Source organism: Mycobacterium sp. E3251, from assembly GCF_001666835.1.
Taxonomy (GTDB): Bacteria; Actinomycetota; Actinomycetes; order Mycobacteriales; family Mycobacteriaceae; genus Mycobacterium.
Genome location: NZ_LZJF01000148.1, coordinates 28,576 through 52,061 on the forward strand (window position 1 = coordinate 28,576; position 23,486 = coordinate 52,061).

General features: G+C 68.6%; 18 protein-coding genes and 1 pseudogene. 6 read left to right on the forward strand and 13 right to left on the reverse strand.

Annotated features, from left to right (window positions below; genetic code table 11):
• Window positions 1–24: 24 nt before the first annotated feature.
• A complete protein-coding gene (locus tag A5697_RS18200) occupies window positions 25–792 on the reverse strand; it encodes a class I SAM-dependent methyltransferase (RefSeq protein ID WP_068011595.1) in 768 nt (255 codons plus the stop codon).
• Between the two features lie 144 nt (window positions 793–936).
• On the opposite strand from A5697_RS18200, the gene A5697_RS18205 reads away from it, so the two are divergent.
• Window positions 937–2,091: a glycosyltransferase family 4 protein gene (locus A5697_RS18205; RefSeq protein ID WP_068011596.1), complete on the forward strand. Its 1,155-nt coding sequence runs from the start codon at window positions 937–939 to the stop codon at window positions 2,089–2,091.
• Here A5697_RS18205 and A5697_RS18210 read toward each other — a convergent pair.
• Entirely contained in the window at window positions 2,075–3,775 is a 1,701-nt protein-coding gene (locus tag A5697_RS18210; protein ID WP_068011597.1) for a hypothetical protein, read from the reverse strand. The genes A5697_RS18205 and A5697_RS18210 overlap by 17 nt on opposite strands.
• An 8-nt stretch (window positions 3,776–3,783) precedes the next feature.
• Window positions 3,784–5,061, reverse strand: a complete 1,278-nt coding sequence (locus A5697_RS18215) for a DUF3068 domain-containing protein (RefSeq protein WP_197501059.1) — start codon at window positions 5,059–5,061, stop codon at window positions 3,784–3,786.
• A gap of 120 nt (window positions 5,062–5,181) precedes the next feature.
• On the opposite strand from A5697_RS18215, the pseudogene A5697_RS18220 reads away from it, so the two are divergent.
• A pseudogene (locus A5697_RS18220) lies at window positions 5,182–6,421 on the forward strand (acyltransferase family protein).
• Here A5697_RS18220 and A5697_RS18225 read toward each other — a convergent pair.
• The 5 genes from A5697_RS18225 to A5697_RS18245 all read right to left on the reverse strand — a co-directional run bounded on the left by A5697_RS18225 (window position 6,418) and on the right by A5697_RS18245 (window position 11,772).
• A complete protein-coding gene (locus A5697_RS18225) occupies window positions 6,418–6,894 on the reverse strand; it encodes a YbjN domain-containing protein (RefSeq protein WP_068011599.1) in 477 nt (158 codons plus the stop codon). The pseudogene A5697_RS18220 and the gene A5697_RS18225 sit on opposite strands and share 4 nt — an antisense overlap.
• 243 nt (window positions 6,895–7,137) lie before the next feature.
• Window positions 7,138–7,551 carry a hypothetical protein gene (locus A5697_RS18230; protein WP_067947554.1) on the reverse strand — a complete coding sequence of 138 codons (414 nt, stop codon included), beginning with the start codon at window positions 7,549–7,551 and terminating at the stop codon, window positions 7,138–7,140.
• Window positions 7,552–8,734: 1,183 nt separating this feature from the next.
• A complete protein-coding gene (locus A5697_RS27315) occupies window positions 8,735–9,034 on the reverse strand; it encodes a hypothetical protein (protein ID WP_231972102.1) in 300 nt (99 codons plus the stop codon).
• 283 nt (window positions 9,035–9,317) lie between these two features.
• Window positions 9,318–10,799, reverse strand: a complete 1,482-nt coding sequence (locus A5697_RS18240; RefSeq protein WP_068011600.1) for an AMP-binding protein — start codon at window positions 10,797–10,799, stop codon at window positions 9,318–9,320.
• Window positions 10,792–11,772 carry a phosphotriesterase gene (locus A5697_RS18245; protein WP_068011601.1) on the reverse strand — a complete coding sequence of 327 codons (981 nt, stop codon included), beginning with the start codon at window positions 11,770–11,772 and terminating at the stop codon, window positions 10,792–10,794. The genes A5697_RS18240 and A5697_RS18245 overlap by 8 nt, the downstream gene beginning before the upstream one ends.
• A gap of 125 nt (window positions 11,773–11,897) precedes the next feature.
• Between A5697_RS18245 and A5697_RS18250 the strand changes: the two genes are divergently transcribed.
• From A5697_RS18250 to A5697_RS18260, 3 genes are all read left to right on the forward strand, one after another.
• Complete coding sequence (locus A5697_RS18250) at window positions 11,898–13,604, forward strand: acyl-CoA dehydrogenase family protein (protein WP_068011602.1); 1,707 nt, start codon at window positions 11,898–11,900, stop codon at window positions 13,602–13,604.
• 109 nt (window positions 13,605–13,713) lie between these two features.
• Window positions 13,714–14,406, forward strand: a complete 693-nt coding sequence (locus tag A5697_RS18255; RefSeq protein WP_067947561.1) for a TetR/AcrR family transcriptional regulator — start codon at window positions 13,714–13,716, stop codon at window positions 14,404–14,406.
• Complete coding sequence (locus tag A5697_RS18260; RefSeq protein WP_068011603.1) at window positions 14,403–15,344, forward strand: R2-like ligand-binding oxidase; 942 nt, start codon at window positions 14,403–14,405, stop codon at window positions 15,342–15,344. Before A5697_RS18255 ends, A5697_RS18260 begins: the two co-directional genes overlap by 4 nt.
• A 5-nt stretch (window positions 15,345–15,349) precedes the next feature.
• On the opposite strand, the gene A5697_RS18265 is transcribed toward A5697_RS18260, so the two are convergent.
• On the reverse strand, window positions 15,350–16,768 hold the full coding sequence (locus A5697_RS18265; protein ID WP_067947564.1) for an NADP-dependent succinic semialdehyde dehydrogenase: 1,419 nt from the start codon (window positions 16,766–16,768) through the stop codon (window positions 15,350–15,352).
• A gap of 79 nt (window positions 16,769–16,847) precedes the next feature.
• Between A5697_RS18265 and A5697_RS18270 the strand changes: the two genes are divergently transcribed.
• Window positions 16,848–18,494 (forward strand): acetolactate synthase large subunit, encoded by a 1,647-nt coding sequence (locus A5697_RS18270; RefSeq protein WP_067947566.1) that lies wholly within the window; start codon window positions 16,848–16,850, stop codon window positions 18,492–18,494.
• A 1-nt stretch (window position 18,495) separates the two neighbouring features.
• Here the strand turns inward: A5697_RS18270 and A5697_RS18275 are convergent, their stop codons facing one another.
• The 4 genes from A5697_RS18275 to A5697_RS18290 all read right to left on the reverse strand — a co-directional run.
• Window positions 18,496–18,867: a hypothetical protein gene (locus tag A5697_RS18275; RefSeq protein WP_156673352.1), complete on the reverse strand. Its 372-nt coding sequence runs from the start codon at window positions 18,865–18,867 to the stop codon at window positions 18,496–18,498.
• Window positions 18,868–18,918: 51 nt separating this feature from the next.
• Window positions 18,919–19,347 carry a hypothetical protein gene (locus tag A5697_RS18280; protein ID WP_068011604.1) on the reverse strand — a complete coding sequence of 143 codons (429 nt, stop codon included), beginning with the start codon at window positions 19,345–19,347 and terminating at the stop codon, window positions 18,919–18,921.
• Window positions 19,348–19,475: 128 nt separating this feature from the next.
• The gene (locus A5697_RS18285) at window positions 19,476–20,918 is read right to left on the reverse strand and encodes a lipase maturation factor family protein (protein ID WP_068011605.1); all 1,443 of its coding nucleotides are present in this window, start codon (window positions 20,916–20,918) and stop codon (window positions 19,476–19,478) included.
• Between the two features lie 87 nt (window positions 20,919–21,005).
• Window positions 21,006–23,486 (reverse strand): discoidin domain-containing protein (locus A5697_RS18290; protein WP_156673353.1); only part of this gene is annotated, 2,481 nt, incomplete at its 5' end.

Here is a 23,486-nt window from a genome sequence, read left to right on the forward strand (position 1 = left end):
GACGCGAAACGAGAACACGTTTCACTATTGGGGTTGCAGGACCAGCACCAGATTGCTGACCAGGAACTCCCGCAGCAGCGGCACTGCGGTCATCCACCACGCCCATCGGGGGTGGTAGCGGGGAAATGCCGCCACCGCGGCCCCGGTGCTTGCGGCCCATCGCAGGCCGTCGGCCGCCGACACCGCGAACAACGACGACCCGTAGTTGTTTTTCGCCGGATGTCCGTGTTTGCGGGCGTAGCGGGCCGCGGCCCGGGCGCCCCCGAGGTAATGGGTCAGGCCCATCTCGTGCCCGCCGAACGGGCCCAGCCAGACGGTGTAGGAGAGCACGGCCAGCCCGCCCGGCTTGGTCACCCGCAGCATCTCGGTGCCGAGCTGCCACGGCCGCGGCACGTGTTCGGCGACGTTGGACGACAGGCAGATGTCCACCGAGTCGTCGGCGAACGGCAGCGCCATGCCCGAGGCGCGGACGAAGTTCCCGGCGCCGTTCGCGGGCGTGGGTCCCGCGGCGTGCATCTCGCTCGGGTCGGGTTCGACGCCGACGTAGCGGATTCCGGCGTCGGCGAACGCGGCCGAGAAGTAGCCGGGACCGCCGCCGACGTCGAGCAGGGTGCGGCCGGCCGGGCTCTCGCCGGTCGCGGCCAGCCACAGGTCGCCGACCATCGCCGCGGTATCGGCCGCCAGCGCGCCGTAGAACCGGGCCGGCTCCGACTGCTCGAAGCGGAATTCCGACAGCAGCCGCAGCGCGCGCGACAGGGTCGCCCGGCGCGCGAAGACGTCAGTCACGGCCACCGGCCAACCCTACGCAGCGCGGGCGCGCCGTCGGGCAGTTCTAGTCCGTCCCCGGCGGAGGCCAGTGTGGCCCAAGTGAAGGAACGGGCCGCCCCCGCGAGCGCATCGCCGCTGGGCTAGGTCACCGGGCTAGGCTGACCGGTGATGTCTGGTCTGCGCTCCGTGCTCCTGCTGTGCTGGCGCGATACCGGACACCCGCAGGGCGGCGGCAGCGAAGCCTACTTGCAGCGCATCGGCGCGCAGCTGGCCGCGTCCGGCATTGATGTCACGCTGCGCACCGCCCGCTACCCCGGGGCTCCACGGCGCGAAGTGGTCGACGGCGTGCGCATCGACCGCGCCGGCGGCCGGTATTCCGTCTACGTCTGGGCTCTACTCGCGATGGCGGCGGCGCGGCTGGGCCTCGGACCGCTGCGGCGGGTGCGGCCCGACGTGGTCGTCGACACCCAGAACGGCCTGCCGTTCCTCGCCCGGCTGGTGTACGGCCGGCGGGTCGTCGTGCTGGTGCACCACTGCCACCGCGAGCAGTGGCCGGTGGCCGGGCCGGTGCTGGGCCGGCTCGGCTGGTTCGTCGAGTCGACGTTGTCTCCGTGGCTGAACCGGGGCAACCAGTACGTGACGGTGTCGCTGCCGTCGGCGCGCGACCTGGTGACGCTCGGGGTCGACAACGCGCGGATCGCCGTGGTGCGCAACGGCCTCGACGAGGCCCCGGCGCGCACGCTGTCCGGCCCGCGCGCCGCCACGCCGCGGGTGGTGGTCCTGTCGCGGTTGGTGCCGCACAAGCAGATCGAAGACGCTCTCGAGGCCGTCGCGCAGCTGCGGCCGCGCATGCCGGGCCTGCACCTCGACATCGTCGGCGACGGCTGGTGGCGACAGCGGCTCGTCGACCACGTCCATCGGCTCGGCATCTCCGACGCGGTGACGTTTCACGGCCACGTCGATGACGTGACCAAACACCATGTGCTGCAAGGCTCTTGGGTGCAACTGCTGCCGTCGCGCAAGGAGGGCTGGGGCCTGGCGGTCGTCGAGGCGGCCCAGCATCGGGTGCCGACTATCGGCTACCGGTCCTCGGGCGGTCTGTCGGACTCGATCGTCGACGAGGTGACCGGAATCCTGGTGGACACCCACGCCGAACTGGTGGATCGTCTCGAAGAGGTGCTCTCCGACCCCGTGCTCCGCGATCAACTCGGCGCCAAGGCGCACACCCGAAGCGGTGAATTCTCATGGCGGCAAAGCGCCGACGCCATGCGCGCGGTGTTGGATGCCGTGCGGACCGGCCACCCGGTCAGCGGCGTGGTGTAGCACCAATCCGCCGACGCCGCCACGCGCCGACGGCCGCGCCGGCGCCGCCCAGCATCAGCGCCGCCAGCCACGCCAGATGCGCGATCAGCGTCGCCACGCGGGCGGAGGCGGACACCCCGGCGGTGTGGCCGCCGATGCGGTAGAGCGCGAGGTCGTCGTCGCGGTAGACCGGCGTCAGCGCATCGAGGGTCCGCGCGGACGCGCCCATGTCCCCGGCGGTGTCGGACTCCACGACCAGCCAGCCCACCCCGGCGGCGGCCAGGGCGGACGGGTCGGGCCCGGCCAGCAGCAACTGCTGCACCGCACGGGCCCGGGCGCCCTCGCCCGGGATGACCGTCCCCGAGATCACCAGGTCGCCCGTGCTCAAGACGTCGGCGCGCACCCAGCGGGGCAACGGATCCAGCACCGGCGCCCGGCCCGACCACGAGTACAGCCGCATGGTGCCGGCCGGCAACACCGCCACCGCGGCGGGCTGGCCGTTGATCGCGGCGGCCACCGCCGCCCACCCGCGCGGGTACTGCACTGGCGACACCTGGCCCCAGACCCCCCAGGCCAGGTCGGGCAGCGCGAAGATCAGCGCGAGGCAGCACACCGGCGCCGTCAGGGCCGGCCACACCCACCGGCTCAGCGCCACCACCGCACCGGCGCCCGCCAACGCGTAGCCCGGCACCGCGAGCGCCACCCACTTCTGCCCGTCGCGCAGCACACCGAATCCGGGCGCGGCGTCAACCAGCGCGCCCAGCAGGTGCAGGCCCGGGCCGGTCGCCAGCCCGGCCGGAACCAGGACGGCCGCGGCCGCCAGCACGACCAGCGGTCGCACCGCGGGGCGGCGCGCCACCGTCGGCAACCCGACCGCCACCACGCCCAGCAGCACCACGGCCGACGCCACCGCGAACACGGTGGTCCGCGAGATCGGCACCGCCTCGCCGTTCCAGATCCCGCCCAGGCTGGCCAGGCTGGCGAGGGTGCCCAGACCCGGCTCGGCGCGCGGCGCGAACGCGGCCACCCCGAGCGTGTTCGCCGCCGTGTGGGAGGGCAACGACGGGCCCAGCGCCGACGCGGTCAGCCAGGGCAGCGCCGCGACCAGCGCGGCGCCCAGCGTCACCGCGGCGCACACCCGGCGGGACCGGCCGCCGCCGGATACGGCCACGCACACCAGCCCGACGGTCGCGGCGAGCAGCAGACCGGTCGGCGTCAGCCCGGCCAGCGCGATCCAGAAGACCAACCCGAAGAACGAGCCGGAGGCCGTCCGTAGCCCCAGCATCGCCGCCGCAACCCAGGGCAGGCAGCCGTAGCCGACCAGCAGGCTCCAATGGCCCTGGAGTAGCCGCTCGGCGACATAGGGGTTCCAGATCGCCAGCGTGGTCGCGACGAGCTGGCCGGCCACACCCGCGTCGGGCAGCGCCGTGGCGACCAGTTGGGCCGCGCCCCATCCCGCGAGCCAGAGCCCAAGAATGAGTAGCGCCTTCACCACCACGCCGCCGTCCAGCACATGTGAGGCCAGCGCCACCGCGAAGTCTTGCGGTGTCGCCCGTGGCGCCGACGTCAAGCCCAGCGCGGTATCGGAGAGAAACGACCGCGGCGTGGACACCGCGTCGCGCAGCAGCAGGTAACCGGGCTTGAGCAGCGGCCCGACCACCAGCAGCGCCAAGACCAACGCGTACCCGGGTCGGGTCCAGCGCACCTGGCCGGCTATTCCCGTTCGGGTGGACCGGCGGGCTCGGGCGGCCCCGACTCGGGCGGCTCATCGGAGCCCAGAGTGGGCGCGCCCGCGCCGGGCTCGTCGCGCGAGCCGGGGCGTTGCGTGGGCAGCTTCTCGGTCTCGGCCTCGGCGCCGGGCACCGGCTCCTCGAGCCCGCTGCGGCCGAAGAAGTCCTGGTCACCCCGGTCCAGGCCGGGATCGGTCAGCGCGCTCTCGGTCCGCAGGCTGAACGAGGCGAGCAGGCCGCCACCGACCAGCGCGATCAAACCGACCGCGGTGAAGGTGATCGGCAGCACCCGCGACCACAGCGACAGCCGGTCGCGCTCGTCGCGGGCGGCGTTGACCTGCGATTCCACGGTGTCCTGGTTGGAGGTGACCTTGTAGTCGGCCAGCGTCAGCTCCGGCTTGAGCGGGTCGCGGGCGAAGTAGTGGTTGGCGTGCTCGGTCTCCTTGACGATGGTGCCCGAGACCGGGTCCACCCAGAAGGTCCGCTGTGCCGCGTAGTAGCGGGTCATGGTGATCTGCTCGTTCGGGTCGCCGCCCTGCACGCCCCACATCGCCGCCGAGGTGGTCTGCTTGGCGTCCTCGTTGCCGGCCATCAGTGACGGGTACGGCACCGGGGCCACCAGCTTGCCGTCGGCGTTGTAGCCGATGTTCTGGGTGAACTTGTAGGTGGTCAGGCCGTTGACGTCTTCTTGGCTGTCGTAGTTGACGTCGAACGGCTTCTGCGCGATCGGATCGAAGTAGGGGTACGTCTTCTTCTCGGTGTGGAACGGGAACCGGTAGGACAACCCGTCGTGCCGCAGGGGCATCGCGGTGGGCGGGTTCTCGTCGTTGACCGCGCGCGGCTTCTGGACCGAGCCGCCGGTGTGGGTGTCGTCGGAGACCGCCATCGCGGTCTTGCGGTTGAGGGTGACGGTGTCGACGATCGCCAGCAGCAGGCCGCTGTCCTTCTGCTTGTCGGTGCGCCGGACCGAGGTTCCGACCTGCAGCGTGACCACGTCGGCGTTGGCGGGCGACTCGACGCTGACCTGCTGCTGGGAGACCAGGGGGACGTTCTGGTTGACGACGACGTGATCGGTCGACAGGGACGCGGAGTCCAGCGCGGTCCCGGTGCCATCGCTGATCAGCGTGCTGTCGATGTTGAGCGGGACCTTCGTGATCCTGCTGGTGGTGTACGTCGACAACAGCAGCGCGGCGATCAGCAGGGCGGCCCCGAGACCGATGATCCCGCATGCGGCGAACCGCAACATGACTGCTCGGTTCACGTTGCTGTGCCCTCCTAGTGCTCTCTTGCGCCGTCAGCCGCGACCCGCCCCGACCTGAGCAAGCACCGAGGCAAACCCGTTCGACCCTAACAGCAGAACGTAAGGCCTCGGCTTACGAACCTGTCGCTATCGCGCACGGGTGCCTCGGGTGTACCCATTCGTTCTCCCCACCCATCAGATGCAGACTGTGGGGATGACCGATGGCCGGCAGGTGGGCGGGACGCGCAGCTTCCTGCCCGCCGTGGAGGGGATGCGCGCCTGCGCCGCCATGGGCGTGGTCGTCACGCACGTCGCTTTCCAGACCGGGCACTCCAGCGGTGTCCCCGGCCGGCTCTTCGGCCGCTTCGATCTCGCCGTCGCGGTGTTCTTCGCGCTGTCGGGTTTCCTGTTGTGGCGCGGCCACGCAGCGGCGGCACGCGGCCTGGGACCGCGTCCCCGCACCGGCCACTATCTGCGGTCTCGGGTGGTGCGCATCATGCCCGCCTACGTGGTGGCTGTCGTCGTGATCCTGTCGCTGCTGCCCGACGCGGATCACGCCAGCCCGACCGTGTGGCTGGCCAACCTGACCCTCACCCAGATCTATGTGCCGCTCACCCTGACCGGCGGGCTGACCCAGATGTGGAGCCTCTCGGTCGAGGTGAGCTTCTACCTGGCGTTGCCGCTGCTGGCGTTGCTGGCGCGGCGGCTGCCGGTCGGCGCGCGGGTGCCGACGATCGCCTCGCTGGCGGCGCTGAGCTGGGCCTGGGGTTGGGTGCCCATTCATTCCGGATCCGGCACCAACCCGCTCAATTGGCCGCCGGCCTTCTTCTCCTGGTTCGCCGCGGGCATGCTGCTGGCCGAATGGGTCCACAGCCCGGTCGGCCTGCCGCACCGCTGCGCTCGCCGGCGGGTGCCGATGGCCGCCGTCGCCGTGCTGGCCTACCTGCTGGCGGCCTCCCCGCTGGCGGGCCCGGAGGGCCTGATTCCCGGCACGGCCACCCAGTTCGCGGTGAAGACGGCCGCGGGCTCGCTGGTGGCGTTCGCGCTCGTCGCCCCACTGGTGCTGGACCGGGTCGACACCGCGCACCGGCTGCTGGGCAGCACCGGCATGGTGACGCTGGGCCGGTGGTCTTACGGCCTGTTCGTGTGGCATCTGGCCGCGCTGGCCATGGTGTTCCCGGTGCTCGGGACGTTCGCGTTCACCGGCCGCATGCCCGCGGTGTTGGCGCTGACGATGGTCTTCGGCTGGGCGATCGCCGCCGTCAGCTACGGGCTGGTAGAGTCGCCCTGCCGGGAAGCGTTGCGGCACTGGGAGAAACGCGAAAGGCCGGCCGAAACCGCAGACGCCGTGGACGCCGAGGCGGACGCGATCGCGCCCTAGCCGGTACGGTCCATCCACTCTTCCAGAGTGTCGGCGGACGGCAGGCAGACTGCGCGCTCGATCTTCTGGAACAGATCGGCACCGTACTCGACGGTGGATCGGACCAGGTTACCCAGCCCCTCGACGTGGATGCCGTCGCTCAGCAGGTAAGCGTTCTCACCGACCACGCTGACATGGCTGGGCCGGGCGGTCTCGCGCACAAACGCCTTGGGCCAATGGGTTTCGCGATTCCAGTCGTTGACCAACTCCATCAGGCGCGTCCGCTCGGTGGCGGGGTAGTGCCCGGCGGGGCTGATCGAGATCTCGAAGACATCGCGCCGCAAACCGTTGATACGCAGGTTCACGTGCAGCTTGCCGCGCTCGTAGCTGGGCAGCATCATGAACTCCTCGCCGTCATCGCTGCGGAAGAAGCGCAACTCACGCGATCGCAGGTAGCGTTCGATCAGCTCGGTACTCAGCGGTTCGATCTGCATTGCCAGATGATGAGCCCGCAGGCTTGGAGAATTCTTGGCGCGTGTCAGGCCGCTTGCGAGTCGGCTTGTTGCGACCGCAGGTCTGCTGGACGAACTCGACGTTATAGGGCACCTTGTGGTCCGCCCCGGGTCATGCAGAACGCCTGCACGCCAACCGAATCCAGGACCGAGACGTCGGCCGTGTGCCCCAGCGTGTTCGCGATCTCGGCGAGGCAGACGTAGTAGCTGCCGACCCGACGGTCCTCAAAAAGCAGAATGGGCGGGCGGGGGGTATACGGCTTCGGGAGGTAGAAGGTTCAGGGGGTACTCGTTTCGCGAGAGGACGAGCATGTCTGCAGGCTTGGAGATATCCACATAGTGGTGGCCTTCGGGGATTCCAGAGTCGACCATTGAGTCCAGCAATACCGTGATTTCCTCCGCCTTGGCGGCATCGAGCCGCCAAACCACGAGACCTTCATGGAACTCAACCTCAGCTGCGCCGGGTTCGATGAAAAACTGGTGAATCGTCGCACCATGGTCCAGTTGAGCCGAACCATGCTGCGCCGCTTGGGTCACCGCGGCCCGCACTTCACTTACCCCGGCGTCGTCCATGGCCAACAACACCGCGTCATCGCCGAAGTGCAACTTCTCGGCCAGTTCGGCATAGATCAGGCTCATAAGCACCGTGCTTTCTCACCGTTAAACAAGATCGTAATGGCCAGATTGTGTTAGTGGCTGCCGGCCGGACCTTCCTCCCATTCTTCGATGTTGGTTTCACCAAGCCAGTGCGGATGGGCGTGGGGAGGCGGGACTACTTGTGGTCCGAAGGAGGGTCCGCCGCCAATCATCGGCCCCTCACCGAGCTTTGGCGCTGGTGGTTTAGGCGCAGGGGGTGCGGGTTGCGGGGCTGGGGCGGCGGGCGGGGTGCCGACCGTGCCCGAGCGCGGCGGAGCTACCCCTTCCTTATGGGTTGGGAGGTCGTTGATTCCGACGTTTCTCCACTGATCAAATTTCTGTGCGTGCGGGTTGTAATCCCAATGCGGGTAGTGACGTGAATCCTGGCCGGGGTCGTATCGCCACTCGCCACCGTCCTTGTCCCACAAGCTCTGGCCACCTTTCGACGCGACACTCGGCTTACTAGCTGGTCCTGTGGTCAGTGGTCCTTCGACAGGTGGGCGAAGGCCTTCAGGTGGCAATCCTGGGCCTGCAGGCGGTCCTTGAGGGTATGGCGGTGGCGGTGGCTCCCATGGCGGCCGGGCTGGGTCATCTTTAAAGGTGTGGTTGTCAACGCTGTAAACGTGGCTGTCTTTCGGTGGACTGCCAAGGGCTGGGTGTCGCGGGAAACTGGCGCCGATGCCAGCTAGGGCGGTGGAAATCTTGCCAGCGACCTGTTGGTCCAGTGCGACGAGCTGGGCAGCGCGCTGACGGATATCGCTGGCGAGTGTTTGCGCTTCGCCTTGGCGAACTGCTCGCTGTGCGGTCGATCCGCCGCTCAGGCGATCGGTAACCGAAAGGTCCTCGCCTACCTCGTATCCCGCACTCTGGGCAACTTGTACGGCATAGCGGAGGCGGGAGCGGGCCACGTGCAAATCCGAGGATGCGTTGCGCGCGACACGGGCCGCCGCCTGTAGCTGGTCGGCTGCCGCGCTGGTGGTTCGCATGTCGGCGTGCGTCGTGACGCGCACCGCATCGGCGGCTTCACCTCGCCAATCGACCGAGACGGCTTCCCGCCAGACCTGGTGGGACAGTGCATAGCTGCGCTCGGCAACGGTCTCCCATTGGACGGCCGCATCCGTGAGATGGTCAGTGGGCCAGGCTAACAGCGCTGACAGCCCAGGAACCCCTGCGATCGCGGCCATCGCTACACGCTGGTCACCGGTTGCATCACAGAGGCCAGACGATTAGCCGCTTGAGCCTCGTTGGCAAGGTAGCGGGTGTCTGCTTCAGCGACGTGCGCAGCGCAAGAACTTACCCGCGTGGCCAATGCCATGGAGAAGACAGTGACTTCGGCGTGGGCGGCATTGACTGCGGCCGTGCTGGGCTGCCACGAAAAGCCGAGATTGGCCGGCGACGCCGTCGCGTTTAGTGCCTCAGCAGAGGCGGCCCAGCGGGTGGCCATCGCCTGCAAACCCGCTGTATGCACCCGTAATATCTCATGCACGAGCGAAAGTTTAGGCAACCGACGTCGGTGTGGGCCAGTCACCGTGACCGCTCATGCATTGCCGCCTCATCTCGCAGCGTGCGCGGGACCTTTCAGCTCGTTAATCCGCCAAGCTGGCTACTGAGCGACTGGTTGTGCCGTGTATCCGTTTCGGCATGGCGCACCAGGGTGAGAGACGCCGAACCCCCGAATATGCAAACTGGTGACCATCTAGCGCGTAGCTCGTAAACACCGAGCGCGAAACAGCCCAATTCTCTGGCCGATGTGGGGCGCACTACAGACGTCAGCTCGCTTCCGCCGCCTGCAGGCGGGCGACGATCTCGGCGCGCACCGCGGACCGCCGGGCCTTGCCGGCGTCGTCACGCAACGGGGCGTCGACGAATTCGACGAAGTCGGGGGTCGGCGGCACCTTGTACGCCGCGAGGTGCTCGCGCAGAAATTCCAGCACCCCGGCGGCGTCCAGCGTGGAACCGTCTGCCGCGTGCACCAGCGCGTAGGGCACCTGTCCCAGATCGACGTCGGGAACGCCGACCACGAGGCAGGACAACACGTCCGGGTGTGCCGACAACGCATTTTCGATCTCGGCTGGGTACACGTTGCGGCCGCCGACGGTGAACATGTCGACGCGACGATCGGAAAGGTACAGGAACCCGTCGGCGTCGAAATGGCCCAGATCGCCGAGGGAATCCCAGCCGTCGCGGCTCTTCGCCGTGGCGCCGACGTAGCGGTAGGTGGGCGCGCTGCCCGCGCCGGGACGCATGTAGATCTCGCCGACCACGCCGGGCGGGCAGGGGTTGCCGTCGTCGTCGAGCACCTTCATCTCGCCGGCAACCACCACGCCCACCGAGCCGCGGTGGGTCAGCCACTGGTCGCCGGAGATGAAGGTGAGCGCCTGTAATTCCGTGCCGCCGTAGAGTTCCCAGACTTTCTCCGGCGCAAGCAGGTCGATCCACGCCTGCTTGACGGCGGGCGGGCACGGCGCCCCCATGTGCCAGAACCGCCGGATGGATGAGAGGTCGTAGGACCCGGGATCGGCGTGGTAGACGGGCAGCGCCCGCTGCATGATCGTCGGCACCGTGGTCAGGAAGGTCACGCGGTGTTCGGTGATCAGCCGCAGGAACCGCTCCGGGTCGAACCGGCTCATCAACACCAGGTGATGGCGCATCAACAGGGCAAGCGTCGCGGTGGTGAAACCGGTGTTGTGGGACAACGGGATCGGGACGAGGGTGGTGTCGCCCTCTTGCGCGCCGAGGGGATAGCCGATGGCGGCCGGTATCCGGCTGTCACCGCCGGATTCGATGAGCTTGGGCCGGCCGGTGCTGCCGCCGGACCCCATCGCCTTCCACACCGGCGACACCGCTTCCGGCAGCGGCGCGTCGGAGCATTCCGGGCCGGGGGTGAAACCGGCTGGGACGCTGGGAATTTGGGGATGCTCGCGGCCCACCAGCAGGGCCGGCGGCCGCAGCTCCAGCAGCCCTTGCAGCTCCGCGTCCGGCAACCGCGCCGACAGCGGCTGGGGCACCGCGCCCAGCTTCCAGCACGCCACCGCGGCCTGGATCCACTCCACGGAGTTGGGCAGCACCATGGTCACGTAGTCGCCTACGCCGACGCCGCGGTCGGCGTAGGCGCGGGCCAACCGGTTCGTGGAGGCGTCGAGTTCGGTGCGGGTGAGCGTCAGCCCGTCACAGGTGACGGCGGGCTCGTCGGGCGCGAGTTGGGCCAGCGCGGCGATCTGGGTGCCGATCGGCGCGACCGGCTCACTCATATGCGCCCTGGCGCTCGAAGATGCGGCGGGGGTTGTCGACCAGCATGGTGTGCAGCTGCTCGTCGGTGACGCCGCGCTCCTTGAGCGCGGGGATGACGTCGTTGTGGATGTGCAGGTAATGCCAATTCGGCGCCATCTGGGGAACCAGCTCTTCGGGCAGCGCGTCGAAATAGCAGTTGGCGTCGTGCGAGAGCACCATCTTGTCGGCGTGCCCGCGCTCGCACATCTGTGCCACGATCTTCACCCGCTCCTCGAACGGCGAGATCACGTCGAGGCCGAAACGGTCCATCCCGAGATACGAGCCCGCGGCGATGAGCTCCTCGAGGTACCCGATGTCGGTGCTGTCACCGGAATGGCCGATGACCACCCGGGTCAGGTCGACGCCCTCCTCTTCGAAGATGCGCTGCTGTTCGAGCCCGCGCCGCAGCCCGGCGTGGGTGTGCGTGGAGATCGGCACCCCGGTGCGCTTGTGCGCCTGGGCGACGGCGCGCAGCACCCGCTCGACGCCGGGGGTGAGGCCCGGCTCGTCGGTGGCGCACTTGAGGATCCCGGCCTTGACGCCGGTGTCGGCGATGCCCTGCTCGATGTCGCGGACGAACATCTCCGTCATGATCTCCGGGCCGTCCAACATGCCGCCCGGGCCCTCGTAGTGGAACCGGAACGGCACGTCGTTGTAGGTGTAAAGCCCGGTCGCCACAACGATATTCAGGTCGGTGGCCGCGGCGACGCGCGCGATGCGCGGGATGTAGCGGCCGAGCCCGATCACAGTGAGGTCCACGATGGTGTCCACCCCGCGGGACTTCAGCTCGTTGAGCCGGTCGACGGCGTCGGCCACCCGGCGTTCCTCGTCGCCCCAGGCTTCGGGGTAGTTCAGGGCGATCTCCGTGGTCATGATGAACACGTGCTCGTGCATGAGCGTCACGCCGAGGTCGGAGGTATCGATGGCGCCGCGGGCGGTATTGAGTTCTGACACGGGACTGATGCTAGGTCGACTCGGTGGTCGGACAACAGTGCCGATTTATTCCGGTCCGCCCCGACGGCCCCGGCGGTGCAGTACCGTCACCCTCGTCCGAACCGGAACCCCGCGGGAGCCCCGTCATGCTGCTCAATCCCAACCATCTGCAACGTCAATATCCAGACCGTCGCTCGGGGGAGATCATGGCCGCGACGGTGGACTTCTTCGAGTCGCGGGGCAAGGCGCGGCTGAAGTCCGATGATCACGAACGGGTGTGGTACTCAGACTTTTTGGACCACATCGGGCGCGAGCGCATCTTCGCCTCGCTGCTGACGCCGTCCGAGTACGGTGCCTCAGAAGCGGATGCCTGCCGCTGGGACACCTACCGGATCAGCGAGTTCGCCGAGATCGTGGGCTTCTACGGGCTGAGCTACTGGTACCCCTTCCAGGTCACGGCGCTGGGTTTGGGCCCGATCTGGATGAGCGACAACACCGACGCCAAGCGCAAGGCCGCCGCGCAGCTGGAGGCCGGCGAGGTGTTCGCCTTCGGCCTGTCGGAGCAGACCCACGGCGCCGACGTCTACCAGACCGACATGATCCTGACGCCGTCGGAGAACGGCTGGGTCGCTAATGGCGAGAAGTACTACATCGGCAACGCCAACGTGGCGCGGATGGTCTCCACCTTCGGCAAGATCGCCGGATCTGACGAGTATGTGTTCTTCGCCGCCGACTCCCAGCACGACCGGTACGACCTGATCAAGAACGTGGTGAACTCGCAGAACTACGTCGCCAACTACGCGCTGCGCGACTACCCGGTCACCGAGGCCGACATCCTGCATCGCGGTCCCGGGGCCTTCCACGCCGCGCTCAACACCGTCAACGTCTGCAAGTACAACCTGGGCTGGGGCGCGGTCGGCATGTGCACCCACGCCATGTACGAGGCGGTCACCCACGCCTCCAACCGCGTCCTGTACGGGACCGTCGTCACCGACTTCAGCCATGTGCGGCGGTTGCTCACTGACGCCTACCTGCGGCTGGTCGCGATGAGGCTGGTCGCCACCCGAGCCTGCGACTACATGCGCGGCGCCTCGGCGGATGACCGGCGCTACCTGCTGTACAGCCCGCTCACCAAGGCCAAGATCACCAGCGAAGGGGAGCGGGTCGTCATCGCGCTGTGGGACGTGATCGCCGCCAAAGGGGTGGAGAAGGACACCTTCTTCGAGGCCGTGACCCGCGAGATCGGTTTGCTGCCAAGGCTCGAGGGCACGGTGCACATCAACATCGGGCTGCTCGCCAAGTTCATGCCCAACTTCCTGTTCGCCCCCAACGCCGACCTGCCGATCATCGGCCGGCGCGACGACGCGGCCGATGACACGTTCCTGTTCGCGCAAGGACCGACCGGGGGTTTGGGCAAGGTGCGCTTCCACGACTGGCGGGCGCCGTTCGACGGCTTCGGGCACCTGCCCAACGTGGCATTGCTGCGCAAGCAGATCGACGTGCTCGCCGACATGCTGGCCAGCGCGACCCCCGATGCCGCGCAGCAGCGGGACGTCGACTTCGCGTTCGCCGTGGGCCAGTTGTTCGCGACGGTGCCCTACGCGCAGCTCATCCTCGAGGAGGCCGCGCTGTCCGACGTCGACGAGACGTTGATCGACGAGATCTTCGCCGTGCTGGTCCGCGACTTCAACGGCTATGCCGTGGAGCTGAGCGGCAAACCCGCGACGACGGACGACCAAGCCCGATTCGCGACGCGGATGATCCGCCGCCCGGTGCACGACCCCTCCTGCTATGCGCAGATCTGGAAGGAGCACATCCTTCCCCTCAACGGCGCGTACCAGATGCGGCCTTAGAAGCGAACGCCACGCTGGCGTGATGCTCGGCCGCAAGCGATGCGCCTACCCTTGACTGTGACGCAGCTCACCGTAATATGACCAGTGGTCATCGACGTTAGGGGGCGCATTGCCAACGGTGACTTGGGGGCGGGTCGACCCCGCCCGACGGGCGGCGATCATCGAAGCCGCGGAACACGAGTTCGGGGCGCACGGGTTCTCCCGCGGCAGCCTCAACGTCATCGCGCGGCGGGCCGGTGTCGCCAAAGGCAGCCTGTTCCAGTACTTCGCGGACAAGCGCGACCTGTACGCCTTCATCGCCGACATCGCCAGCCAGCGGGTGCGCGCGTACATGGAGGACCGCATCCAGGAGCTGGACCCGAGCCGGCCGTTCTTCGACTTCCTCACCGACTGGCTCGACGCGTGGGTGGCCTACTTCGCCGACCACCCGCACGAGCGCGCGCTGCACGCCGCGGCGACCCTCGAGGTCGACACCGAAGCCCGCGTCAGCGTGCAGAACGTCATCCACCGGCACTACCTGGAAGTGATGCGGCCCCTCGTTCGGGACGCGAAGGCGCGCGGCGATCTGCGCGCCGACTCGGATACCGACGCGCTGATGTCGTTGCTGCTCTTGATCTTTCCGCACCTGGCGCTGGCGCCCTACATGCGCGGCCTGGACCCGATCCTCGGGCTCGACGAACCCACCCCGGAGCAGCCGGCCCTGGCCGTGCGCCGGCTCGTCGGTGTGCTGGCCGCCGCCTTCGCGGCGTCAGCGCGCCCGCCCGTCCAGTCAGCCCCACAACGATCCGAGGAGGTCTCATGACACGCACGCATACGAACTCGATGGTTCGAGGGGGACTCAACTGGGACAGCCTGCCGCTGCGGCTGTTCGCCGGCGGCAACGCGAAGTTCTGGGACCCGGCTGACATCGACTTCTCCCGCGACCGCGCCGACTGGGAGGAGCTCTCGGAGGACGAACGTCACTACGCCATCAGGCTGTGCGCGGAATTCATCGCCGGCGAGGAAGCGGTCACCGAGGACATTCAGCCGTTCATGTCCGCGATGCGGGTCGAGGGCCGGCTGGGCGACGAGATGTACCTGACGCAGTTCGCGTTCGAGGAAGCCAAGCACGTTCAGGTGTTCCGCATGTGGCTCGACGCCGTCGGCGTCACCGACGACCTGCACCAGTACCTCGACGACATCCCCACCTACCGGACCATCTTCTACGAGGAGCTGCCCGACTGCCTCAACGCCTTGTCGGTCGACCCGTCACCGGCCGCCCAAGTGCGGGCCTCGGTCACCTACAACCACATGGTCGAAGGCATGCTGGCGCTCACGGGCTACTTCGGTTGGCACAAGATCTGCGTGGAGCGCGGCATCCTGCCCGGCATGCAGGAGTTGGTCCGGCGCATCGGCGACGACGAGCGCCGCCACATGGCGTGGGGCACCTTCACCTGCCGTCGCCACGTCGCCGCCGACGATGCCAACTGGGGCGTGTTCGAAACACGCATGAACGAGCTCATGCCGTTGGGGCTGCGCCTCATCGAAGAGGGCTTCTCCCTGTACGACCCGATGCCCTTCGGCCTCTCGGTGGACGAGTTCATGCAGTACGCGTCCGACAAGGGCATGCGGCGCTTCGGCACCATCTCCAGCGCGCGGGGGCGGCCGCTCGAAGAGATCGACCTCGACTACTCTCCGCTGCATCTGGAGGACACCTTCGCCGACGAGGACGAGAAGGCCCTGGCGGCCGCGTCCGCCTGAGGCGGTTACTCGACCTTGCTGCCGCCGGCTGCGTCCCCGGCGTCGACGTCGCCGACCCACACGGTCTTGGCGTTGACGAAGGCGCGGATACCGAGGCCGGCGAGTTCGCGGCCGTAACCAGACCGCTTGACGCCGCCGAACCCCAGCTCGGGGTAGGACACCGTCATGCCGTTGATGAAGACCTGGCCGGCTTCGATGTCGTCGATGAAGCGCTGCTGCTCGGCCTCGTCGTTGGTCCAGGCGTTGGAGCCCAGCCCGAACGTGGTGGCGTTGGCGATCTCGATCGCTTCATCGATGTCCTTCGCCCGGTACATCGACGCCACCGGGCCGAACACCTCTTCGGTGTAAAGCGCCATGTCCTTGGTGATGTCGGTGACCACCGTCGGCGGGTAGAACCACCCCGGGCCGTCGAGCGGCTTGCCGCCGAGCCGGATCGTGGCGCCCTCCGCGGCCGCGTCGTCGACCTGCTTGGTGATGTCGTCGCGGCCGGACTCGGTGGCCAGGGGCCCGACGTCGGTGTCCGGGTCGGTCGGGTCGCCGACCTTGAGCGCCTGCATCCGCTCGGTGAACTTGTCGACGAACGCGTCGTAGATGTCGGTGTGAATGATGAACCGCTTCGCGGCGATGCAGGACTGGCCGTTGTTCTGGACGCGCGCGGTCACCGCGGTCTTGGCGGCCTCGTCCAGGTTCGCCGACGGCATCACGATGAACGGGTCGCTGCCGCCGAGCTCGAGCACGGTGGGTTTGATCTCGTCGCCGGCGATGGCGGCGACCGACTGCCCGGCCGGCTCGCTGCCCGTCAGGGTGGCGGCCGCCACCCGCGGGTCGCGCAGGATGCGCTCGACGGCGCTGGACGAGACCAGCAGTGTCTGGAAGCAGCCCTCCGGGAACCCGCCGCGGGCGATGACGTCGGCGAGGTAGAGCGCGGTCTGCGGGACGTTCGAGGCGTGCTTGAGGATGCCGACGTTGCCGGCCATCAGCGCCGGTGCGGCGAACCGCACCGCCTGCCACAGCGGGAAGTTCCACGGCATCACGGCCAGGACCACGCCGAGCGGTTGGTAGCGGGTGTAGGCCCGCTTGGCGCCGACCGCTTTTGCGTCGGCCGGCTCGTCGGCCAGCAGCTTTTCGGCGTTCTCCGCGTAATAGCGAAAGCCCTTGGCGCACTTGAGCACTTCGGCCTTGGCCGACTTCAAGGTCTTGCCCATTTCCAGGGTCATCATCGCGGCGACGTCGTCGGCCTCTTTTTCCAGCAGATCGGCGGTGGCGTTTGCCCACCCCGCGCGCTGGGCAAAGGTGGTGTTATGGCGGTAGTCCTGGAACCGGGCGTAGGCGGCGGCGATGGCCGCATCGACTTCTTCGTCGGTTGCCGGGGTGAAGGTTTTGACTGTCTCGCCGGTAGCCGGGTTGATGGTGGCGATGGGCACGCTGACATCCTTCGCTTCGGGGTTGGTAAAAGTTCCAACACCCAGCCTGCCACTATCGTTCCCTCGAGGGAGGTGCCGGATGAGTAAAGCCGCCGAGCTGATGGTCAAGTGCCTGGAAAACGAGGGCCTTTCCGTGGTCTTCGGGCTGCCGGGGGAGGAGAACATCCGCTTCGTGCAGGCGCTGGCGTCGTCGAGCATCCGCTACGTGCTCACCCGGCACGAGCAGGGCGCGGCCTTCATGGCCGAGATGTACGGACGGGTGACCGGCCGCGCCGCGGTGGTGTCGAGCACCCTGGGGCCGGGCGCGATCAACATGCAACTCGGCGTGGCCGACGCCACCACCAACAGCACCCCCCTGGTCGCGATCTCCGCGCAGGTGGGCCACGACCGGGAGTTCAAGGAGTCGCACCAGTACGTCGACCTGGTGTCGATGTTCGCGCCCATCACTCGGTGGGCGGCCGGGGTCCCCACGGCGCGGGCCATCCCCGAGATGTTCCGCAAGGCGTTCAAGGTCGCCGAGACCGAACGCCCGGCGGCGGTCTACCTCGCGGTGCCCGAGCACATCGACGCCGACGAGACCGACTACGACCTGACGCCGTTGCCGCGCAACGTCGTCCGCCCCGATGCGCCCGCACCCGGTCAGGTGGAGCGCGCGGTCGACATCCTGCGCCAGGCGAAGCGGCCGGTGGTGCTGGCCGGGCACGGCGCCGCCCGCGGCAACGCGACCGCGGCGCTGGTCCGGTTCTCCGAGCAATTCGGTATCCCGGTGGCCAACACCTTCCACGGCAAGGGCGTGATGCCCGACGACCATCCCAACAGCATCGGGACCCTGGGGTTCATGCGGCACGACTACGTCAACTTCGGCTTCGACAACGCCGACGTGGTCATTGCGGTCGGGTACGAGCTGCAGGAGTTCGACCCCGTCCGGATCAACCCGCAGGCGGACAAGAAGATCATCCACATCCACCGGTTCCCGGCCGAGGTCGACGCGCACTATTCGGTGGACGTCGGGATCATCGGCGACATCAGCGCCTCGTTGGACGCATTGACCGACGGGCTCGACGGCCACGCCTACGAGGCCGATCCCGAGGTGCCCGGCCACGGCCTGCTGGCCGAGGAATTCGCACGGGGGCAAGAGGATTCGCGCTATCCGCTCGCTCCGGCGCGGGTGGTGGCCGATACCCGCGCCGCGCTGGGCCGCAGTGACGTCGTCCTGGTGGACACCGGCGCCACCAAGATGTGGATGGCGCGGCTCTACCCGACGTATGAGTGCAACACCTGCCTGGTATCAAATGGGTTGTCCACCATGGGGTTTGCGTTACCCGGCGCGCTGGGTGTCAAGTTGGCGCGTCCCGAGTCCAAGGTGCTGGCGGTCGTCGGGGACGGCGCGTTCCTGATGAACTCGCAGGAAATCGAGACCGCCGTCCGCGAGCGTATACCACTGGTCGTGCTGATCTGGGACGACGGCGGTTACGGCCTGATCGAGTGGAAAATGGATCTCGAGCTCGGCGCCCACTACTACGTGAAGTTCGGCAACCCCGATGTGGTGACCTACGCGGAAAGCTTTGGCGCCAAGGGGTATCGGATCAACAGTGCGGAGGAACTGTTGCCGACGCTACGGGCCGCACTCGACGACGATGGGGTGTCGGTGATCTCCTGCCCGGTCGACTACTCGGAGAACCTGCGGCTGACCGACCGGCTCGGCGAGCTGGACGAGACGCTGTAATTCACGGGCACATCCAGGCGAGCGGCGGGCAGACGCCGGTGTTGGGCGGCAGCCGTAATCCCGGCGGCTGTCCCTGGACCATCAGGGCGGGCAGGCCCGAGTCGGGCGCGAAGTAATAGGTGTGGCAGACGTTTCTGTCCCAGTCCGGCATCCGCCGCAGTTCGCCCAGGTTCGGGCACCACATCTGGCTGCAGATGTGTGAGGTGTAGCAGCCCGGCGGTCCCTCGGGCGGGGCGCACTCCGGCGGCTGGTTGCCGCCGTTGTTCGTGGAGCAGACGGCGTGGGCGGTGCCGGCGCCCAGCATCAGGTCGGCGGTCCACAGGAAGCCGGAGAGGGCCAGCACCGTTGCCAACCCTACGAGGGCTGTTCTCATGCTCGACTCCTTTACCGTGGCGTAAGTCCTTGACAAGACTGGCATTTCGCGTCAGGGCACCTGCCTGAGTTGAAGGTGATTGGTCTGTTGATATCCCGGTGGGTGGCCGCAGGCCGGCACGTTATACGTCAGGGTGCTGGTGCCTTCCAGGGTATTCGGATCCCACGTGTGGTGGTACGGCTCATTGGGACCGGAGCTACCGTCGGCACACCGGATGGCCCAGGTGCCTTCCATCGTCCATTGCCCGTTGATCAGCCGCGCCAGGGCAACGGCCTGTCCACCGGGTGTGGTTGCCACCGAAGCGCATCCGTCGCCGCAGGGTGTGAAGTAGTAGTCGCCGGACATCGCCGAGCCCCGAGGGGTTGTCGAGGTCCAGGTGTAGTGGCCGCTCATCGTCGTGTCGGCCCACGCGGCACCAGCGGTGACGACAGCCAAACCGGCGAACATGGCGGCTGCGCCGATCATCCGTGTGGTGGCCATGGTCCCATCCTCCTGCTGAGCTAATACCTACGTAGCTCACAGTGACCGCTATACACCGTCGACGTTCAGTTCGATGGGCATTTGGCAAACTTTCGCGCCCTCGCCCCACGATGGCGACACGGCCTCGGTCAGCCGTGCTGTGACGTCGCCGTCTTCAGCGCCAGCGGCCGGACGTAGCCACCGATCAGTGTCCGATGCCACCAGGCCCGCTCGCGGCGCAGTTCGGCGGGGGTGGTGAAGCGATACTCGTAGAGCTGCGCACGCACATAGCGCGGTGGTGAATCCGGAAATGGATTGTGCCGCAGCAGGCGCAGCGTGGGCCGATCGTTGCGCAGCAGCCGCTGCAGAAACGGGGTCAGCCATGGCTGCGCGTAGCCGGGCGAGATGGCGGCGAACCACATCAGCCAGTCCAGGCGCAGATGGTAGGGCGCCCACTGGCGCGGGAGCCGGCGCACGCCGCCGGGCTTGCCCTTGAATTCGTATTCTTTCCACACCGTCTGGTCGCTGAGGCGGGTGTCCTCGGTGCCTTCGATCACCACCTCGCGGCGGACGCGCCCGATGCTGCCGAACGCGCCGTAGGTGTTGACGAGGTGAAAAGCGTTGAACGACATGTTCATTCGCTGCCGTGAGGACAGCATGTTGCGCACCGGCCAGTAACTCATGAACAACACCGCCACCGCGAACGCGATCACCAACGCGGCGAACCACACCGGCGTCGCCGGGAACGCCGGACGATCATGCAAACCAACCGAACCCACCCACGAGTCGTCGATCACGCTGAACGCCAACAAGATCGTCACCCAATTGAGCCAGGCGAAGTTACCGGACGCCACCAGCCACAGCTGGGTGACGACGATGATCGCGGCGGCGATGCCGGCCACCGGTTGTGGCGCGAACAATCCGAACGGCACCACCAACTGCGAGAAATGGTTGCCCGCCACCTCGATTCGGTGCAGCGGCCTGGGCAGATGGTGGAAGAACCAGCTCAACGGCCCGGGCATCGGCTGCGTTTCGTGGTGATAGTACAAACACGTCAGGTCGCGCCAGCACGGATCGCCCCGCATCTTGATCAACCCGGCGCCGAATTCCACTCGGAACAGCAGCAACCGGGCCATCCATAAGGTCAGCACCGGCGGCGCCACCTGGTCGTTGCCGAGGAAGATCAGCAGAAAACCGGTCTCCAGCAACAGCGATTCCCACCCGAACGCATACCAGGTCTGCCCGACGTTGACGATCGACAGGTAGAGCACCCACAGCGCCAGCCACATCAGCATGGCCGCCCAGACGGGCACCGCGTCGGCCGCGCCGGCGACGATCGCCGCCGACAGCGCGGCGCCGAACCAGGAGACCATCGAGAACAGGCGATCGGAATAACGCAGATGAAACAGGCTGGGCGCCCGCCAAAACGACTGCCCGGCCAAGAACCGCGGAATCGGCTGTAGGCCGTGCTCCCCGATGAGCGCCCGGAACTGCGCCGCGGCCGCGACGAACGCGAGCAGGTAGACGACCGCGGCGCCCCGCTCGAGCACCAGTCTGCCGAGCCAATATTCGGGAGCGGAAAACCAGCCCATGGCCGTAACTCCTTGGACGGTGGCGGTCACACAGACCCGCATATCCAGTCAAGCAGCCGGTAAACCGTCAGCCAATACCCCCGACCGCTATTCGTCGCGGGCGCGGCCCGCCGCATCGCCCATCGTCACCGCGGAAACGGCGACCACCGCGAGCGAAATCAGCGCCAGCAGCTGAACATTCGCGGAATGGCCCGCGTAGCCGTCCACCGACCGCCAGGGATGCCGCGACAACATGGCGCCGGCCAGGATGAGCCCGCCCGCGCTCAGGACCATCGTGGCCCCGTCCACGCGCCGGCGGCGCAGCGCGTACCGCAGGCCCAGGGCGCCGCCGACCACCACGACCCCGACCACGCCGGCGATCACCGCCCCGCAGGCCAGCACCGCGACCGCCGCCCACGGCCCCGGCCGCCACGGCTGGGCGGGCGCGTCGTCGGCCGGCCTGCCTCTGGTGCGCCACAGCGCGAGCATGGCCAGTAGCGGCAGCAAGGCCAGCCCCAACCCCAGCCCCACCCGGTACGGCGCGTTGGACGGGAAGGTCAGCGTGATCGTGCCGGGATCGCCCGGCGGCACCACCCAGCCCTGCTGCCACCCGTTGACGGCGACCGGGGTCAGCCGCGCCCCGGCGCTGGTGCGCGCCACCCATCCGGGGTTGATGCTTTCCGGGACCACCAGCACCCGCGACGTGGCCGACGGCGGAGCCTGCACCTCGCGACGGTCCGGGCCCCACACCCGCCACGCCGGAACCCCGACGGGGCCGGGCGCGGCGGCGGCCGCGGCCGGCGGGGACAGCGCAACGCCGTCGACGACGAACTGGGCGCCCGGGCTGATCAGCAACTCCTGCTGCCCCGCCGGCAACGCGATCGGGTCGCGGTCGCACGCCCGGGCCGCAACGGGCTCGTCGTCGAGCAGAGCGCCGACGGTGGTGCTGATCGACGTGTGCACGAACCGTCCCGCGACCGCGATGACCGGGCCGTGATCGCAGTCGACGGCGATCTCGCGCGTGCGATCGCGGGCAGCGTCGGCGGGCGCGATCGGGGTGCCGTCGGCACCGAGCACCGACAGCTCGGCCACCCCCGGCGGCTTGAGCTGGTCGAAACCCAGCGCGTTGCGGTCGATGACGTCTTCCCAGTCCAACAGGCTGACGGTGACGCTGTCGGTCACCCGGGGATGCAGTGGGAGTGTCTGCGGTTCACCGGGCTTCAACGCGTGCACCTGCGGGCCGTCGCCCAGGTTGACCGCCACCATCGTCGGATGGGCGGGCAACGCCGACCGGCTCGGCGCCAGCCGGAGCGCGGTGACCTCGGTGGGCCGCGGCAGGGTGAGCGTCAAGGTGGGCGGGGTCTTGTGCTGCACCACCCGCTGCGGTGCCGTCCATGCCGTCGCCGGGTCGCCGTCGGTCGCCGCATACGCCGAGCCGAGGACGTCCACCAGGTCGGAGTCGCCCCGTGCCCTGGTGGTGTTCGGCTCGGCGAGCAGGTCGGCCAGCTTGGGCCCCTGCCGCGGCCGCACCCACACCAACGGGGTCACCGACATCGGTGCCGGAACGGTCAGCGTCCGGCTGAGATTGACCGGCTCTTCGGGTGTCAGCGCCATGGACGGCGCGCAGCGCACGCCCTCCGGCGTCGACGCGCAGCCCGGCCTGCCCAGCAGCTCGGAACCCAGGTCCCAGCCCGCGACCGCCGCGCCGGGCGGCGGCCCCGGGACGCGCACGGTGTGCCGCAGGTCGAGCTGGTGGGCGAATCCGGACGCGTCGTACTGGGTGATCGACAGGTCGGTGATGCCGAACTGCACGCCCGGGGACCCGTCGTCGGTGCCCGCGGCGGTGATCCGCACCCACGGCGTCTCGCCGTAGGGCAACGCGGCGGCGAGCGGCTTGCCGGGCTCGTCGAACCGCAAGGTGGTGCTGCCGGTGGCGGTCTCGATCAGGATGCGGCGCACCTGCGCGCCGACGGCCGTCGCGCTGGGTGTCAGGGTGATCGCCGCGTTGGTGACCGGGTGGTCGAAATCGACCTGCAGCCACTGGCCCACCGCCGATTGCAGCGAGTTGGACACCCACGCGGTCGCCGGGTCGCCGTCGATGGCGGCGACGGGGGAGGTCGCCGGCGCGACGTCGGGCATCGCGGTGGAGTCCGACGACGAGCTCGACACGGTGATCCGGCCGCCGCTCCAGGCGCCGACGACCAAGTCGGCCCCGGGGACGGGATAGTCGGGCACCCGGTTGTAGGTATGCCGTGCGTCGCCCGCGGCCCGGATGGCCGACGAATGTTGGTCCACCCGGCCGTAATCGGTCTCGCGGGCCACCGGGGTGTCGGTGATGGTCACCGAGGGCACCGGCAATCCGGCGCCGCGCGCGTCGGCGGTCATCAGCGCGGGGCCCAGCGGCGGCAGGCCCTGCAGCCGGCGCCGCTCGTCGAGGCGCAGCAGCGCCTCCGGTCCGCCGTCCACCCGGGGCAACCGGTCGACGTCCGCGAAGTACGGGGCGCCCGGATCACCGGCGACCTCCACCCGGTAAACCTCTACGGCCGGGTAGCGCGGACGCAGTCCGCTGTCGGCGACAAAGCCCGCCAG